Source organism: Burkholderia ubonensis subsp. mesacidophila (assembly GCF_002097715.1).
GTDB lineage: Bacteria > Pseudomonadota > Gammaproteobacteria > Burkholderiales > Burkholderiaceae > Burkholderia > Burkholderia mesacidophila.
Window position 1 is genome coordinate 1,343,629 of the sequence record NZ_CP020737.1, and the last position, 15,277, is coordinate 1,358,905.

At 68.7% G+C, this 15,277-nt stretch carries 16 protein-coding genes; 8 read left to right on the forward strand and 8 right to left on the reverse strand.

Annotated elements, in window-relative coordinates:
* The first annotated feature begins 39 nt into the window (after positions 1–39).
* From B7P44_RS06430 to B7P44_RS06440, 3 genes are all read left to right on the forward strand, one after another.
* Complete coding sequence (locus tag B7P44_RS06430; protein ID WP_084901930.1) at positions 40–702, forward strand: SOS response-associated peptidase family protein; 663 nt, start codon at positions 40–42, stop codon at positions 700–702.
* A 279-nt stretch (positions 703–981) separates the two neighbouring features.
* Complete coding sequence (locus B7P44_RS06435; RefSeq protein ID WP_084901932.1) at positions 982–2,415, forward strand: purine-cytosine permease family protein; 1,434 nt, start codon at positions 982–984, stop codon at positions 2,413–2,415.
* Positions 2,416–2,572: 157 nt separating this feature from the next.
* On the forward strand, positions 2,573–3,643 hold the full coding sequence (locus B7P44_RS06440) for a porin (RefSeq protein ID WP_084901935.1): 1,071 nt from the start codon (positions 2,573–2,575) through the stop codon (positions 3,641–3,643).
* A 16-nt stretch (positions 3,644–3,659) separates the two neighbouring features.
* Here the strand turns inward: B7P44_RS06440 and B7P44_RS06445 are convergent, their stop codons facing one another.
* Positions 3,660–4,622 carry an IS110 family RNA-guided transposase gene (locus tag B7P44_RS06445; RefSeq protein WP_084901415.1) on the reverse strand — a complete coding sequence of 321 codons (963 nt, stop codon included), beginning with the start codon at positions 4,620–4,622 and terminating at the stop codon, positions 3,660–3,662.
* 324 nt (positions 4,623–4,946) lie between these two features.
* Positions 4,947–6,152, reverse strand: a complete 1,206-nt coding sequence (locus tag B7P44_RS06450; RefSeq protein ID WP_084901937.1) for an MFS transporter — start codon at positions 6,150–6,152, stop codon at positions 4,947–4,949.
* A 1,095-nt stretch (positions 6,153–7,247) separates the two neighbouring features.
* Between B7P44_RS06450 and B7P44_RS37085 the strand changes: the two genes are divergently transcribed.
* Complete coding sequence (locus B7P44_RS37085; RefSeq protein WP_167389797.1) at positions 7,248–7,385, forward strand: hypothetical protein; 138 nt, start codon at positions 7,248–7,250, stop codon at positions 7,383–7,385.
* A 32-nt stretch (positions 7,386–7,417) separates the two neighbouring features.
* Here the strand turns inward: B7P44_RS37085 and B7P44_RS06455 are convergent, their stop codons facing one another.
* Complete coding sequence (locus B7P44_RS06455; protein WP_084901940.1) at positions 7,418–8,317, reverse strand: LysR family transcriptional regulator; 900 nt, start codon at positions 8,315–8,317, stop codon at positions 7,418–7,420.
* A 126-nt stretch (positions 8,318–8,443) separates the two neighbouring features.
* On the opposite strand from B7P44_RS06455, the gene B7P44_RS06460 reads away from it, so the two are divergent.
* The gene (locus B7P44_RS06460) at positions 8,444–9,364 is read left to right on the forward strand and encodes a pyridoxal-phosphate dependent enzyme (protein ID WP_084901942.1); all 921 of its coding nucleotides are present in this window, start codon (positions 8,444–8,446) and stop codon (positions 9,362–9,364) included.
* 92 nt (positions 9,365–9,456) lie between these two features.
* Here the strand turns inward: B7P44_RS06460 and B7P44_RS06465 are convergent, their stop codons facing one another.
* Together B7P44_RS06465 and B7P44_RS06470 are read right to left on the reverse strand one after the other, a co-directional pair.
* Positions 9,457–10,584 carry a DUF2242 domain-containing protein gene (locus tag B7P44_RS06465; RefSeq protein WP_084901945.1) on the reverse strand — a complete coding sequence of 376 codons (1,128 nt, stop codon included), beginning with the start codon at positions 10,582–10,584 and terminating at the stop codon, positions 9,457–9,459.
* Between the two features lie 174 nt (positions 10,585–10,758).
* Entirely contained in the window at positions 10,759–11,652 is an 894-nt protein-coding gene (locus B7P44_RS06470) for a LysR family transcriptional regulator (protein WP_084901947.1), read from the reverse strand.
* A gap of 107 nt (positions 11,653–11,759) precedes the next feature.
* Here B7P44_RS06470 and B7P44_RS06475 point away from each other — a divergent pair, with 107 nt between their 5' ends.
* Both B7P44_RS06475 and B7P44_RS06480 read left to right on the forward strand, forming a co-directional pair.
* Positions 11,760–12,515 (forward strand): TerC family protein, encoded by a 756-nt coding sequence (locus tag B7P44_RS06475; RefSeq protein WP_084901950.1) that lies wholly within the window; start codon positions 11,760–11,762, stop codon positions 12,513–12,515.
* A gap of 60 nt (positions 12,516–12,575) precedes the next feature.
* Positions 12,576–12,836 carry a TFIIB-type zinc ribbon-containing protein gene (locus tag B7P44_RS06480; protein WP_084901952.1) on the forward strand — a complete coding sequence of 87 codons (261 nt, stop codon included), beginning with the start codon at positions 12,576–12,578 and terminating at the stop codon, positions 12,834–12,836.
* A gap of 81 nt (positions 12,837–12,917) precedes the next feature.
* Here B7P44_RS06480 and B7P44_RS06485 read toward each other — a convergent pair whose 3' ends face one another.
* Together B7P44_RS06485 and B7P44_RS06490 are read right to left on the reverse strand one after the other, a co-directional pair.
* Positions 12,918–13,331, reverse strand: a complete 414-nt coding sequence (locus tag B7P44_RS06485; RefSeq protein WP_084901955.1) for an Hsp20/alpha crystallin family protein — start codon at positions 13,329–13,331, stop codon at positions 12,918–12,920.
* Between the two features lie 16 nt (positions 13,332–13,347).
* A complete protein-coding gene (locus tag B7P44_RS06490; RefSeq protein ID WP_084901957.1) occupies positions 13,348–13,788 on the reverse strand; it encodes an Hsp20/alpha crystallin family protein in 441 nt (146 codons plus the stop codon).
* A 225-nt stretch (positions 13,789–14,013) separates the two neighbouring features.
* Between B7P44_RS06490 and B7P44_RS06495 the strand changes: the two genes are divergently transcribed.
* Positions 14,014–14,937, forward strand: a complete 924-nt coding sequence (locus B7P44_RS06495; protein WP_084901960.1) for a 3-hydroxyacyl-CoA dehydrogenase NAD-binding domain-containing protein — start codon at positions 14,014–14,016, stop codon at positions 14,935–14,937.
* A gap of 22 nt (positions 14,938–14,959) precedes the next feature.
* Here the strand turns inward: B7P44_RS06495 and B7P44_RS06500 are convergent, their stop codons facing one another.
* Positions 14,960–15,229 carry a DUF4148 domain-containing protein gene (locus B7P44_RS06500; protein ID WP_084901962.1) on the reverse strand — a complete coding sequence of 90 codons (270 nt, stop codon included), beginning with the start codon at positions 15,227–15,229 and terminating at the stop codon, positions 14,960–14,962.
* Between the last annotated feature and the right edge of the window lie 48 nt (positions 15,230–15,277).

A 15,277-nucleotide genomic window follows, 5' to 3' on the forward strand; every position in this document is an offset into this window, starting at 1 on the left:
CTAAGATGAATGCATCCCCCTTCGCGACAGGCCTCTTCCGTGTGCACCAACTACCGCGCGCCGGACGAAGATCCGGGCATCAGCGAGCTGAAGATCGGCATCGGCGACCTGTTTCGCGATGATCCGTGGGAGCCCGACGTCTATCCCGACTACGCGGCGCCGATCGTGTGCGCTGACGGCGACGGCGCCGCGGCCGTGAAGGCGGTGTTCGGCTTCTGGCCGAAGTTCATGCAGCCGGAGCGCGTCGACGACGACGGCCGGAAACAGAAGAAGCTCGACACGATGAACGCGCGCGCCGAGACGGTCGGGACGTCGCGCCTGTACGGCAAGGCATGGCGCGACGGCCAGCGCTGCCTGATCCCGGCGCGCTGGGTCTGCGAGCCGTGCTACGAATCGGGCCGCAACGTCTGGCACCGGATCGGCCTCGCCGGCTGGCAGACCTGCTGCGTCGCCGGCATCTGGCGGCGCTACGCGCGCGACGACGGCTCGCCGGTGATCGGCATGACGATGCTGACGGTCAACGCCGACGGTCACCCGGTGTTCGCGCGCATGCACCGGCCCGGCGACGAGAAGCGGGGCGTCGTGATCCTGCGCGGCGGCGACTACGACGAATGGCTGCACACGACGAACGCCGAGGCCGCGCGCCTGATGCTGCACTTGCTGCCGGCCGGCGAGATGGCGGCGGAGCCGAATCCGAAATAGCGGCGGCATCCCGAAGGTCCGTTCGGACGATTTTGAAATTTGACCGATTTCGGGTAATTCCCGATTTCCCGCAAGTTGTATATACAAGATGATCCGCTGGCAATGTCGGCACGCGTGCGTGTCGATGCGCGCCGGCGTGCTGACCATGCGCGCCTGGCGCAGGCCGGCGATCCACGGCGTTCGACCAAGTTCCACCGCGACGAGTCGTTAAAGACGGTTCGGCAGGTGCGCAGCATCGATGGATGTGTTTGTGATCCTAAGCAATTTGGAGATAACTCCGTGTCAACCAATTCCAGCGGGAAAGCCGGCGGCAGCCTGATCGAGGTCCGTTCGATCGATTTCATCCCCGACGCCGAGCGTCACGGCGGGCTGCTCAGCCAGTTCACGCTTTGGCTGTCGGCCAACATGCAGATCACGGCGATCGTGACGGGCGCACTGGCGGTCGTGCTCGGCGGCGACGTGTTCTGGTCCCTGGTCGCGCTGCTGCTCGGGCAGCTGATCGGCGGCGCGGTGATGGCGCTGCACGGCGCGCAGGGGCCGCAGCTCGGCCTGCCGCAGATGATCTCGAGCCGCGTGCAGTTCGGCGTGTACGGCGCGATGATCCCGATCGTGCTGGTGTGCCTGATGTACGTCGGCTTTTCCGCGAGCGGCTCGGTGCTGGCGGGGCAGGCGGTCGCGCAGCTGCTGCACGTCGACGACGCGACCGGCATCCTGCTGTTCGCCGCCGTGATCGTGTGCCTGACCGTGTGCGGCTATCGCGCGATCCATGCGGTGGGCCGCATCGCGAGCGTGATCGGCATCGCCGCGTTCGTGTACATGTTCGCGCAGCTGTTCGCGAATCACGACATCGGCGCGCTGCTCGCGAACCGGCATTTCTCGCTCGCGAGCTTCCTGCTGTCGATGTCGCTGTCCGCGTCGTGGCAGATCGCGTTCGGGCCGTACGTCGCCGACTACTCGCGCTATCTGCCGCGCTCGACGTCGTCGGTCCGCACGTTCCTCGCGGTGGGCCTCGGGTCGGTGCTCGGCGCGCAGGCAGCGATGGTGTTCGGCGTGTTCGCCGCGGCGCTGGCCGGCAGCCGGTTCGCGCATCACGAGGTCGCCTATATCGTCGGGCTCGGCTCGACGGGCGCCGTTGCGGCGCTGCTGTACTTCAGCATCGCATTCGGCAAGGTGACCGTGACGGCGCTCAATGCGTACGGCAGCTTCATGTCGATGGCGACGATCGTCAGCGGCTTTCGCGGCAAGGGCGCGGTGTCGTCGAAGAGCCGCCTCGCGTACATCTTCGGGATGATCTGCGTGTCGACGATGCTCGCGCTCGCCGGCCGCCACTCGTTCCTGAAGGAATTCACCGCGTTCATCCTGTTCCTGCTCGCGTTCTTCACGCCGTGGAGCGCGATCAACCTCGTCGACTACTACTGCTTCACGCGGTCGCGCTACGACGTGCCCGCGCTGTCCGATCCGGACGGCCGCTACGGGCGCTGGAACGCGATGGCGATCACGATCTACGTGGTCGGCGTGCTCGTGCAGCTGCCGTTCATGTCGACGCACGTCTACACGGGCCCGCTGGTCGATGCGCTGGGCGGCACCGACATCTCGTGGATCCTCGGTCTGCTCGTGCCTGCCGTGCTGTACTACATCGGTGCGCGCGCGTCGCGCCGCCAGATTCCCGAACGGCTGATCCTCCCGCTCGAACGCGGCGAGATCCAGCACTGACGATCCGGCGTCCGGTTCCGGCCGGACGCCCGCGTTCCCCGGTCCGGCCGCGCCACGCGATGCGGCAATCCGCCGGCCGAATCTCCCTGTTCACTCGATGACGGCACGGTGCGCCGAACGCGTTCCGCGTCGGCGCGCATTCCGTCGAATAGATAGCATGACTAAATTGATGAAACATCGCGCGGCCTCGCTGCGCCTGCCGCCGGCGCGCGCCGGCCTTCATGCCGCGTGCGCGGCCGCCACCCTCGCGTGCTCGGGCGCGGCGCTGGCCCGGGACGGCGTCACGCTGTACGGCGTGATCGACGAGTTCGCGCAATACGTGAACACCGGGAACGGCTACACGGCGGCGATCGGTTCGGGCGGCCAGTGGGGCAGCCGGTTCGGCGTGAAGGGCGCCGAGGACATCGGCGGCGGGCAGAAGATCGAGTTCGATCTGGAAAACGGCTTCAATCCGAATGACGGCACGTTCGCGGATTCGGGCCGCATGTTCAACCGGCAGGCGTGGGTCGGCGTCGCGGGGCAGTGGGGCAAGCTGCGCGCGGGCCGCCAGAATTCGCCGCTCTTCAACGACCAGGGCGGCCAGGACGCGTTCGGCGGCGTGACCCAGGCGTCCGGCATGGACAACCTGACGATCTTCGCGTTCCGCACGAGCAATACCGTGTCGTACCAGAGCCCGGAGATCGCCGGCTTTCAGGCGGGCGTGTACTTCGGCTTCGGCGACGCGGGCGGCGTGCGCTCGGCCGGATCGAGCCAGCAGTTCGACGTGACCTACGAGCATGGGCCGTTCGCGGCGTTCGTCGCGGGCCAATGGCTCAAGAGCGCGACGGCGGCGACGACGGATCGCACGATCATGGCCGGCGCGTCGTACGCGATCGGCAAGGCGACCGTCTACGGCGGATTCTCGGCTGTGAGGTGGGACGACATCGGCATCGATTCGCGCGTCTACGGGCTGTCGGTCAAGTATCAGCTGAACCCGGCGAACTATGTGGCGCTCGGCTATGCGTACTCGCACGACCAGTCGTCGCAACGCAACCATGCCGACCAGGTCGGGCTGATGTACGAGTACGACCTGTCGAAGCGCACCAGTTTCTACGGTGCGCTGTCATACCTGCGCAACCGCAACCAGGCGGGCTACACGCTCGCCGGCGCGGCGAACCCGGGCTTGCCGCTCGCGTATCCGGGCGCGAATGCGCGCGGCGTGCAGCTCGGCATCGTGCATCGGTTCTGAGTAACCGTCTAGCGAGTCAAGCGGAATGAAGCGAACTGTCCCAAGGTGTGCTGGTTTTGACCATGGCGTTGAGCACGGTCAGGAGCTTGCGCATGCAGGCAACCAGCGCGACCTTGGGCGGTTTGCCTGCGGCGATCAGTCGTTGATAAAAAGCGGCAATAGCGGGGTTGCGTCGCGAAGCGGTGAGCGCTGCCATGTACAGGACGCGACGGATATCGAACCGTCCGCCTTGAATGCGCCTGTGCCCCCGGGTAGTTCCCGAGTCCCATGCCATCGGAGCGACGCCAACCAACGCAGCGATCTGGCGGCGATTGAGCCGGCCAAGTTCGGGCAGTTCTGCGATCAAGGTAGCACTGGCCACTGGGCCGATACCGCTTGCCGAGCGCAGCAGTTCGTCGAGTGCGCTGTAGTGCGCGCGGACGTGGGTAACCATCTGGGCGTCGACATCATCAAGCTGCTTGCGGATGGCGTCGATCATGGCTTCTATGCTCGGGCGTACGACCGGAATGGCCAGCTGCAAACGCTGCCGCTCGGACAGCAACATGCCGAGCAACTGACGACGGCGTGTGACCATGGCGGCCAGCGCTTGTTGCTGGGTGTCGGCCAGCGGTCGAATGAAGTTGGCCAGATCCTTGCGACGAACCAGTACCGATGCGAACTCCGCCAGCATGTGAGCATCGATCGTATCGGTCTTGGCCAGACGCCCCATCGACTTGGCAAAGTCGCGCGCCTGACGCGGGTTGATCACGGCGACCGGCAAGCCTGCCGCCTGCAACGCACACGCAAGCGCCGCTTCGTAGCCGCCCGTGGCTTCCATGACGACCAGAGCCACGTTCAGGGGTTGCAGGGCCGCTGCCAGGGCCGAATGTGCCTCGGCATCGTTAGCCCATCGCTGCGCAATGCGTTCGGCGCCCAATACCGCAATATCGACGTGCTCCTTGGCTACGTCGATACCCACCATTACTGAGGAAGCAGACATGATCTTCAGATCCCTTGCTTGTGCATGCGCCCTCGATCAGATCGGGGCGGGTAACCGTTCGGGTTTCGGGAAGACCAGCACGGCAACCGTGCGTTCTGTACTCAGAAACGGGCTCATTGGCCCAAGCGCGAATCAAACTACACGGTTCAGTCTGGTTGCTCCCAGACTTTACCGTACCGGTCAGGCTTGAACATACAAGCGCGCCGCGCACCGGGACAGCAGGTAAACGAACGGCGGGCCGCCTTCGTCAGGCGGCCCGCGCGTCGGGGAGGGGGAAGGGCGGCCGGCCGGGACGAGGCCGGACGCCGCGATGCGTATTACGCGTTACGCGTTCGTCGCGAGCGACGCGCGCCGACGTTGCACGACCTGCAGCACGACGAGCGCGAGCCCGGCGAGCGCGATCAGCGCGCCGGCCACCGGCACCGCCGCATAGCCGAACCCGCCCGAGATCGCCGCGCCGCCGGCCGCCGCGCCGAGCGCGTTGCCGAGGTTGAACGCGCCGACGTTGACCGACGATGCGAGGCCCGGCGCTTCGGACGCGGCGCGCATCACGCGCATCTGCAGCGGCGGCACGACCGCGAACGTCGCGACGCCCCACACGAGCAGCGCGACCGCCGCGCCCGCATGCGTCGCGGCGAGCGCCGGGAACGCGAGCATCACGGCGATCAGCAGCAGCAGGAAGCCGATCAGGCTGCCGTCGAGCGAGCGGTCCGCGAGCCGGCCGCCCGCGATGTTGCCGATCGAGAAGCCGATGCCGATCAGCACCAGCATCGCGGTCACGAAACCGGGCGTCGCGCCCGTCAGGTTCGCGAGCGTCGGTGCGACGTACGTGTACAGCGTGAACATCGCGCCGGCGCCGAGCACCGTCGTCGCGAGCGCGCCGAGCACGACCGGGCGCGTGAGCACCGCGAGTTCCGCGCGCAGGTTCGGCATCTTGCCGGCCTCGCCCTTGGGCAGCGCGGCGAACAGGCCCGCGATCGCGATCAGGCCGAGGCCCGCGGTCGCCGCGAACGACATCCGCCAGCCGATCACCTGGCCGAGCCACGTCGCGGCCGGCACGCCGCCGACGTTCGCGATCGTGAGGCCCATGAACATCGTCGCGACCGCGCTCGCCTGCTTGTCGCGCGGCACGAGGCTCGCGGCGACCACCGAGCCGAGCCCGAAGAACGCGCCGTGATTCAGGCTCGTGACGAGCCGCGCGAGCAGCAGCGTCGTGTAGTTCGGCGCGATCGCCGACAGCAGGTTGCCGATCGTGAAGATGGTCATCAGCGCGATCAGCGCGGCGCGCCGCGGCCAGCGCGCGAGCAACAGCGTCATCAGCGGCGCGCCGGCCATCACGCCGATCGCATACGCGCTGATCAGCATGCCGGCGGTCGGGATCGACACGTGGACGCCGTCGGCGATCACGGGCAGCAGGCCCATCGGCGAAAACTCGGTGGTGCCGATGCCGAACGCGCCGGCGGCGAGTGCCAGGAGCGGCAGCGCGGCGCTGCCGGCAGGGCGCGAAGTGGGGGAGGTCGAGGGGTTCACGTAAGGGCTCCTGGGTGCGGGCGGCAGCGGGGTGCGGGCATCGCCCGGTTCGGCCGGCCGTTGATGGCAGGACGGAGTGTGCCCGCTTTACTTTTGCGGAAAAAGCGGCCTTGGATCGAAACTATTTTGATTTTGAATCAACAATGAAGGTCGGGGCCGGCGAATGCCTGGCGCTCGGGAACCCCGCCGCGACGGGGCGAGCGCGGTTGCCGCGATGCCGGGCGCGCGCCAGAAAAAAGCCTCGGACACGGGCGGACCGTGACCGAGGCGTGAAGGCATCCTCTCATAGGCACGAGGGTTGGATGCGCGCGCAGTATATTTCGAGTTGTAACAATTGGAAATAGTGCTCGATGACCGATTTTCGACGGATATTTCAAATGTCTGACAACAGGGTTGCCGGCGTCGTGAAACTGCAAATCGAACGAAATCGCGCCGGCCGCCGGCTGACCGGACCGATTCGCGTCGGGCGCTTCCCGGATGACCGGGCCGGATGCCGCCAACACTGCGCACGACGCGCCCGTCGCTCCCGCGCGTGTCGTTTTTGAAACATTCCGGCGGCGCGGCGACGGGCTGGCCGCAGCACGCCGAATCGTAAGAAAAATGTCGGCTTTGTCAGATTGGCGCGGTGTTCGGCCGGGATGGGCGAACGCGCGACGCTGACGGCAGCGCGCTGATTCTCGCCACTTTCGAGCGTGCGGCGGCGCACGCCGCGCTGCCTGTTTCATCCCCGCAACCGATCGTATTGGCCCGCCTGCGCACGGCGGCGCCGTTGCGCGTCTTCGGCACATGGGGATGCGGTTGCCGATCCGGTGGCATGGAACGTGCTGTCTTACCGAACGTGACGAGAAGGTTTGGACGGAGGACCGCAACGGAGCGACATCCCGACGATGACAGGCTTCCGGCGACGCGAACGCGGAGGCAGGCGAACGACGGGCGCGAGCATCAACGAGGAGCCGCCGGAATGGCCATCTGCCCGCGAGAGGCGAGGTCGTGCGGCGGCGTGCGATCGATCAACGCGCATTTCCAGCGCTCGGGGCGGGTGCGGCGGCGACGTGCTGTCGGGCAGCGCGACGTGCGGCCGCTGGGAGAAAGGCAATGAGGGATTTCGTGGTCGCAGTGCTGTGGCTCGGCCCGCTGTCGGTGCTGCTTTACCTGTCCGACGTCGACATCCGGCAGGTCGTGACGCAGATCCCGGACTACCTGCGGCATCTGGTGGCGATGTTCTTCAGCTGACGAAGGCCGGCGACGGATCGGCACCGTCGCGTTCACGCGTCGGCCGTCGCGTGCAGCGCCGCGAGGAACTGCCGCACGACCGGCGAGACCGCGTGGCCGTCGTACACGAATTCGACGTCGAAGCGGTCGGCGAACGTGTCGAGCGCGACCAGCCGCACGGTGTCCGGGCACGACGGCGCCGCGCTTTCCGGCACGAACGCGCAGCCCATCCCGGCCGCAACGAGCCCGATCAGCGTCGGGATGTCGCTGCCGACCTGCGCGATCCGCGGCGTGAAGCCCGCCCGCCGGCACTGCTCGATCAGGAACCGGTGATGCGCGGCGGACCGTTGCGGATCGAACCAGACGAACGGCGCGTCGGCGAGTTCGGCCGGCCGGCTCGGCGCGCGCACGCGGCGGCCCGGCGTGGACGGCATCGCGAGCACGAACCGGTCGCTCAGCAGCCGCACGCCCGCCAGGTGCGGCGCCTCGTCTCGGCGCCACGCCATGATCCCGCCGTCGAGCTCGCCGCGCGCGATCGCGGCCGCCTGGTCGGCCGACAGCATCGGCGCGATCGACAGCTTCACGTGCGGGCACGCGTCCCGGAACGCCTTGAGCACGTTCGACACCACCGGCAGCGGGAAATAGTTCGGCAGCACGCCGAGCCGCAGCTCGCCGAGCTCGCCGGCCGCGCTGCGCAGCGCGCGCTCGCGGCTCTCGCGCAGGTCGGCGAGCAGGCGTTGCGCATCCCGCAGGAAGCTCGCGCCGGCCGCCGTCAGCGTGACGCCGGTCGCGCGGCGGACCAGCAGCGGGGTGCCGATCGCGTCCTCGAGCTCGCGGATCTGCCGGGACAGCGCGGGCTGCACGATCCCGACCGCGCGGGCGCCCGCCATCACGCTGCCGGCCTCCGCGACCGCGACGAAGTAGCGGAGATGGCGTAATTCGACCTGTCGCATGCGGCTCCCGTTCGTCGATCAGATATGCCTGACAAGCATAGCAGCCGGCATTCGATGGTATTGGAAAGCATGGTGCGCGCGACGTAGGATGGACGGCGTCATTTCACCTGTTCGCGCCTCAATCCCATGCCGCTCCATATCCAGACCCCCTATGTTCGTTCGCAGGCCGCGTCCCGCCGGCTCGGCAAGGACGTGCTGCTCAAGATCGAGGCCATGCAGCCGTCCGGCTCGTTCAAGCTGCGCGGCATCGGCGCGATTTGCGAAGCGCGGCGCGCCGCCGGCGCGCGCCGTTTCGTGTCGTCGTCGGGCGGCAACGCGGGCATCGCGGTCGCGTATGCGGGTCGCGAACTCGGCGTGCCCGTGCTCGTGGTGGTGCCGGAAAGTACGTCCGCGCGCGCACGCGAGCTGATCCGCATCGAAGGCGCGGAGCTGGTCGTGCACGGCGCGTCCTGGGCGGAAGCGAATGCGTTCGCGCAGTCCGTGCTCGGCCCGCACGACGCGTTCGTGCACCCGTTCGACGATCCGGTGCTGTGGCAGGGCCACGCGACGATGATCGACGAGATGGCGGCGGCCGGGCCGAAGCCCGACGTGGTCGTGCTGGCGGTCGGCGGCGGCGGGCTACTGTGCGGCGTGCTCGAGGGGCTCGCGCGCAACGGCTGGCGCGACGTGCCGGTCGTCGCGGCGGAGACCGAAGGCGCGGACTGCTATGCGCGCTCGGTCGCACTGGGGCGGCCCGTCGAATTGCCGGAAATCACCAGCGTCGCGACGTCGCTCGGCGCGAAGCGGCCCTGCGACGCGGCGCTCGAGTGGGCGACGCGCCACACGACCGACACCGTCGTCGTGTCCGACGCGGCGGCGGTTGCCGCGTCGCTGCGGTTTCTCGACGAACACCGGATCGTGGTCGAGCCGGCGTGCGGGGCCGCACTGGCCGCGCTCGACGCGGCAACGCCCGCGCTGGCCACCGCGTCGCGCATCGCGGTGATCGTCTGCGGCGGAGTGACGGCGACGGTCGAGCACCTGCACGCGTTGAACAGCCGCGGGCGATGACGCGAACGTGTGAAACGGAAAAGGGGAAGTGAAGGGCGTTTGCGTGACGCCGCGCCGCGCGAGCGGCGGCGCGGGCGTCGACCGGACGTGACTCAGCCTGCGCGGCGCGCGTCCGGCGACATCGGCGCAGCGGCCTCGATGGTCGTGACGGGCGAGGGTGCGGGCGTCTTGTCGGCTGGCGTGGTCGAGACCGGGGCCTGAGCGGGCGCATGAACGGGAGCGGAAGCAGGGGCGGCAGCCGATGCGGGAGCCGGCGTGGACGCTGGTGCAGGCGCGGATGCGGGAGCCGCAGCGGACGCAGGTGCGGCCGCCGATGCAGAAGCCGGCTTGGACGCGGCCGCCGATGCGGGAGCGGGGGCCGACGCAGGCACTGCCGCCGACGCGGAAACCGGGGCCGACGCGGGCAAGCCGGCAGCGGCCGGCGCGACTGCCGAGGCTGCTGCGGCCGCCGCACCGGATGCCTGCACCGGAGCGGCAGCCCGCGCAGCCGGAACCGCCACCGCGGAACCCGGCGCGCCGGCCGCCGGCGCGGCAGCGGAGGCCGGCACCGGCGGCGCGGCCGGCGTCGGCACGGCCGGCGTCGTCATCTTGATCGGTTCGCCCTGCGGCGTCGGTGCGGGCTCGGGCAGCGGCGCGACGTGTTCCTTCTCCGCGGCCTTGACGGTCGCGCGGTCGCGGCGGGTCGGATCGACTTTCAGGAAATGGTCGACGAGGTTGAAGAAGCGCTCGTAGAACACGCCGGCCGGAATCGTCTCGCTCGCGGTCTTCACGAGCGCGTCGTCGCTCGAGCCGATCGGCAGCGACAGCGAGCCGAACACGCTGAGGCCGACGCTCGCCGACGTGTTGGACTTCTTGAGCGTGTAGCGGTCCTGCACCGCGTTCACGTACGCGATGCTCGACGTGCCGTCCGCGTTCGCGTCCGCGCACACGACGTGAAATTCGATCACGACGTGCATGTCGTTGTTCGGCTGGAAATTCTTGCTGCCGTCGATCGCGTCGGAACGGGACGACGACGCGACATAGCCCTGGCTCAGCAGCGCGCGGCGCGCGGCTTCGCAGGTCGCGTCGGATTTCGCGTGAAACGTGTGCGAGTACGGGCTGCTCGTCACGTCGAACTGCTCCTGCTGATAGATCGGCTTGGGCGGCGACGAGCACGCCGCCAGCACGGTCGCAGCCGCGAGCGCGCACGAAACGGAGAACAGGCGAATTCGGTTGTGCATGGCGTCTTTCAAAAGGCTCGGCCGGTTGCCTCGCCGGGACTGCGCGCATGTTGCGCGAAGGTCGGATGGATGCCGCCGCGCAAGCGCGCGGCCGGCAAGAAGGTACACGACGGGCGCGAGGCAATCTCGTGTGGCCGGGGCGCTATTATAGTTTCGTTTGACGTCATGCTCGCGTCAGCGGCCTCGCGCACCGCGCGCGACGGCGAGCACTTGCGACGTCAGCGGATGATGCTCGCCGCGCCGCGAGCGGATCGCGTGGATTTCCTCGGTCACGTCGCCGGCGCGCCCCAGCCGCCGCAATCCCCTCAGCAGCGACGCATCGTTCGCGCCCAGTTCGCTCAACGGAAACACGCCGAGGCCGCGCGCCGCGAACACCGCCATCAGCGCGCTGTCCTCGAATTCGCCGGCGATGCGCGGCACGATGCGTTCCGCTTCCAGCCAGCGGTCGAGCCGCTCGCGCAGCGCGGAATGCGTGGTCGGCAGCAGCAGCGGCAGCTCGGCGAGGCACTGCGGAAAGCGCTGGCGCGCGGCCTGCGTGACGAGCGCGGCGGGGCCATACCAGTCGACCGGCGACGCGACGAGCCGCTCGCTCGTCACCCGCAGGTTCGCATTGGGCGGCGCGCCCTGGCCCGCGAGCACCAGGTCGAGATGGTGCAGCGCGAGCTCCGCGAGCAGCGCGTCGTGTTCGCCTTCATGGCACAGCAGCCGCAGCGCGGGCGTGCCGAGCACCGGCGCGAGTGTCGCATGCGCGGCCAGCTTCGAGATGCCGTCCGACAGGCCGACCGCGAGCCGCACCGTCGGCTGGCTCGCGGCGGCGCGCACCTCGTCGGGAATCCGCCGTCCGAGCTCGAAGATCGCCTCCGCGCGCGCGAACGCCGCGCGGCCGGCGTCGGTCATCGCGACGCCGCGTCCCGCCGGCCCGAGCAGCTGATGGCCGAGCGACTTCTCCAGCTCGCGCACCTGCGCGCTGATCGTCTGCACCGCCATGTCGAGCCGTTCGGCCGCGCGCGCGAAGCCGCCTTCCTTCACGACGACCCAGAAGTAGTACAGATGTCGAAAATTCAGCATCGGATCGATATATCGGAAAAACCGAACCAAAGATCAGATTGTCGCTGATTTTTTCGAAGCCTGCGGATGCCGATAATCGGGTTTTCCACCTTCGTTCCCCGAACCTCATGGACACTCTGCTGACGCTTGCCGCCGATCCCGCCGTCTGGGCCGCGCTCCTGACGCTCGTCGTGATGGAAGTCGTGCTCGGCATCGACAACCTGATCTTCATCTCGATCCTCAGCAACAAGCTGCCCGAGGCGCAGCGCGCCCGCGCGCAGCGGCTCGGCATCGGCCTTGCGCTGGTGATGCGGCTCGCGCTGCTCGGCACCGTCGCGTGGATCGCGCGTCTCACCGAGCCGGTGTTCTCGCTGTTCGACCATGCGTTCTCGTGGCGCGACATGATCCTGCTCGCGGGCGGCCTGTTCCTCGTCTGGAAGGCGACCACCGAGATCCATCATCACGTGTCGCACGACGGCAGCGGCGGCGAAGCATCGAACGGCGCGGTCGGCCTGACGATGTGGGCGGCGGTCGGCCAGATCCTGATGCTCGACATCGTGTTCTCGATCGACAGCATCGTGACCGCGATCGGCATGACCGAGCACATCCCGATCATGTTCGTCGCGGTGATCGCCGCCGTGACCGTGATGCTGTTCGCCGCGCAGCCGCTCGCACGCTTCATCGACCGCAACCCGACGGTCGTGATGCTCGCGCTGTCGTTCCTCGTCGTGATCGGCATGACGCTGATCGCCGAAGGCTTCGGTTCGCACGTGCCGAAGGGCTACATCTACGCTGCGATGGCGTTCTCGGCGTTCGTCGAGGGCATGAACATGCTGGCGCGGCGCGCGAAGGCGAAGCGTGCGGCGCACGCGTCCGGCCGCTGAACGCGCGGCATGTCGCCGCGATTTCCCACCTGCACGATTCGCACCAAAAGGAGCTTCACGATGAAATGCCCGGTCTGCAAGACACCCGACCTGCTGCTTGCCGAACGTCAGTCGATCGAGATCGACTATTGCCCCGCATGCCGCGGCGTGTGGCTCGATCGCGGCGAGCTCGACAAGCTGATCGCGCGTGGCGTCGACGGCACGTCCGGCCGGCGCGACGCACACGCGCATCGCGACCACGACGACGCGTGGGGCCGCGACCGCCGCCACGAGCCGCACCGCCGCAAGAAATCGGTGTTCGACATCTTCGATTTCGATTGAGCGCGTGCCAGCCGCACAATGAAAAATGCCCCGTCCGGCTGTGTGCCTGACGGGGCATGTCACGTGCGGGCCGCTACGGCGTCACGCGTTGCCGGCCGCGACCTCGATGCGGCGCGGCTGCGCCGCTTCGCGCAGCGGGATCGTCAGCGTCAGCACGCCGTCGCGCAGGTTCGCGACGATGTTCGACGTATCGAGATCCGGGCTCAGCGTGAACGCGCGCGCGAAACGCGGTGCACGCAGTTCGGCGTGCCGGACCCGCAGCTCGGCGGGCAGGTCGATGTGCACCTGCGCGTCGATCGACAACGTGTTGTCATGCACCTTTACGTCGAGGTTTTCGCGCGGCACGCCGGGCAGGTCCGCGCGCAGCGTGACGCCGTGGCGGTCCTCGACGATGTCGACGGCCGGCGCGAGCGCGGGTTGACGCGCGGTCGTTGCAGCGGCGCCGGGCTGGACGTTGGCCGATTGACGTTCGGCAAGTGGCTGGCTGGTGTTCATTTCGATCTCCTCGTGATCAGTGGACCGCGATCGCGCGCGGCTTCGACGTTTCGCGCCGGCCGACGCGGATCAGCAGGCAGCCGTTCTCGTAGCGCGCGCTCACGTTGTCGGCGTCGGCGTTGCGCGGCAGCTCGACGACGCGGCGGAACGCGCCGTGGAAGCGCTCCTGCGCATACGTGCGCACGTCGTCGCCTTTGCTGCGCGGCGCGGGCTTGCGTTCGCCGCTGATCGTCAGCAGGTCCTTGTCGATCGACACGTCGAAGTCCGCCGCGGCCATGCCGGGCGCGAACACGACGATCTCGATCGCATCGTCGGTCGCGCCGACGTTCAGCGCGGGGAACGCGCCTTGCCGCGCCGCGCGGATGCTCGACGGCGCTTCGCCGAACAGGTCCGTCATCTGGCGCTGCATGCGGGCCAGTTCATTGAAGATGTCGTTGCCGAATGGGAAACCGCTCATGGTCGTGTCCTCCGTAACAGACGGGCTGGCGACGCCGCTGCGCGACGCGCGCAGGCTCGTCGGCCAGACGTGCTTCAGGTCGTCGAAACGCGCAGCGCGTAGTGCGCGACTGCGCTCACGGCACGTAATTAGTGGCCGCCGCCGCGCATTTCAAGGGGGCTGCGTCAGGTGCGCGCGCACGAATCGATGCGACAATCGCCGCGCCATCCAAGGAAACGTAACGACATGAACAAGAACATCCGACGCATCGCCGTCGTCGGCGCCGGCGTGATTGGCGCGAGCTGGGCGGCTTTCTATCTGTCGAAGGGATTCGACGTCGTCGCGACCGATCCCGCACCGGACGCCGAAACGCGGCTGCGCGACGCGCTCGCCGCGTTTCTCGGCGACGAGGCCGCGGCGCTGACGCAGCGGCTCGCGTTCGACGCCGACCTGCCGCGCGCGCTCGATGGCGTCGATTTCGTGCAGGAGAACGGCCCCGAGCGGCTCGACCTGAAGCGTGAGCTGTACCGGCAGTTGGACGACGCGCTGCCCGCGCACGTGCTGATCGCCTCGAGCTCGTCGGGCCTCAAGATGTCCGACATCCAGACCGCGTGCGCGAAGCACCCGGAGCGCTGCCTGATCGCGCATCCGTTCAATCCGCCGCACCTGATCCCGCTCGTCGAGCTGGTCGGCGGCGCGGTCACCGCCCCGGACACGATCGCGCGCGCGAAGGCGTTCTACGACGCGCTCGGCAAGGAGACGATCGTCCTCAACAAGGAGATGGCCGGCCACGTCGCGAACCGGCTCGCGGCCGCGCTGTTCCGCGAGGTGTATCACCTCGTCGGCGAGGGCGTCGTCAGCGTCGCCGACGCGGACAAGGCGGTCGCATGGGGGCCGGGGCTGCGCTGGGGGCTGATGGGGCAGTGCCTGACCTATCACCTCGGCGGCGGCGCGGGCGGGATCGCGCACTTCCTCGAGCATCTGTCCGGCCCGATGACGAGCTGGTGGGACGATCTCGGCACGCCGTCGTTCGATCCGGACGTCGACCGCAAGCTGATCGACGAACTCGGCTCGATCCAGGGTGCGCGCTCGATGCAGGAACTCGCGGCCGAACGCGACCGGCTGCTCGTCGAGCTGATCGACGCGCGGCGGCGCAGCTTCCTGCCCTGAGCGGTTGCGGCGCGCGCGGCGCTTACTGCTGTGACGCCGGCTGCCGCGCCTGCATCGCCCACGCGGGCCGCACGGCGTCGAGCCGCTCGCGGTTGCGCGCGCGGGTCGCGTCGCTCGGCGGATAGTCGGCGTCGGTGGTCGGCAAGTCGCCCTCGAGATAGGCCTGCTTCAGTTCGGCGAGGACTTCCGCGCGGTTCTTGCCCTGCGCGGGCGGCGTCGCATCGGTCTGGGCAAAGGCGGGGGACAGCAGCGCGGCGGCGGCAGCCGCGACGACGAATCGCATTACGTTCATGGAGCGCTCCGAAAGAGGGGACGGGACAACGGACGGGCGGCGCAAGGC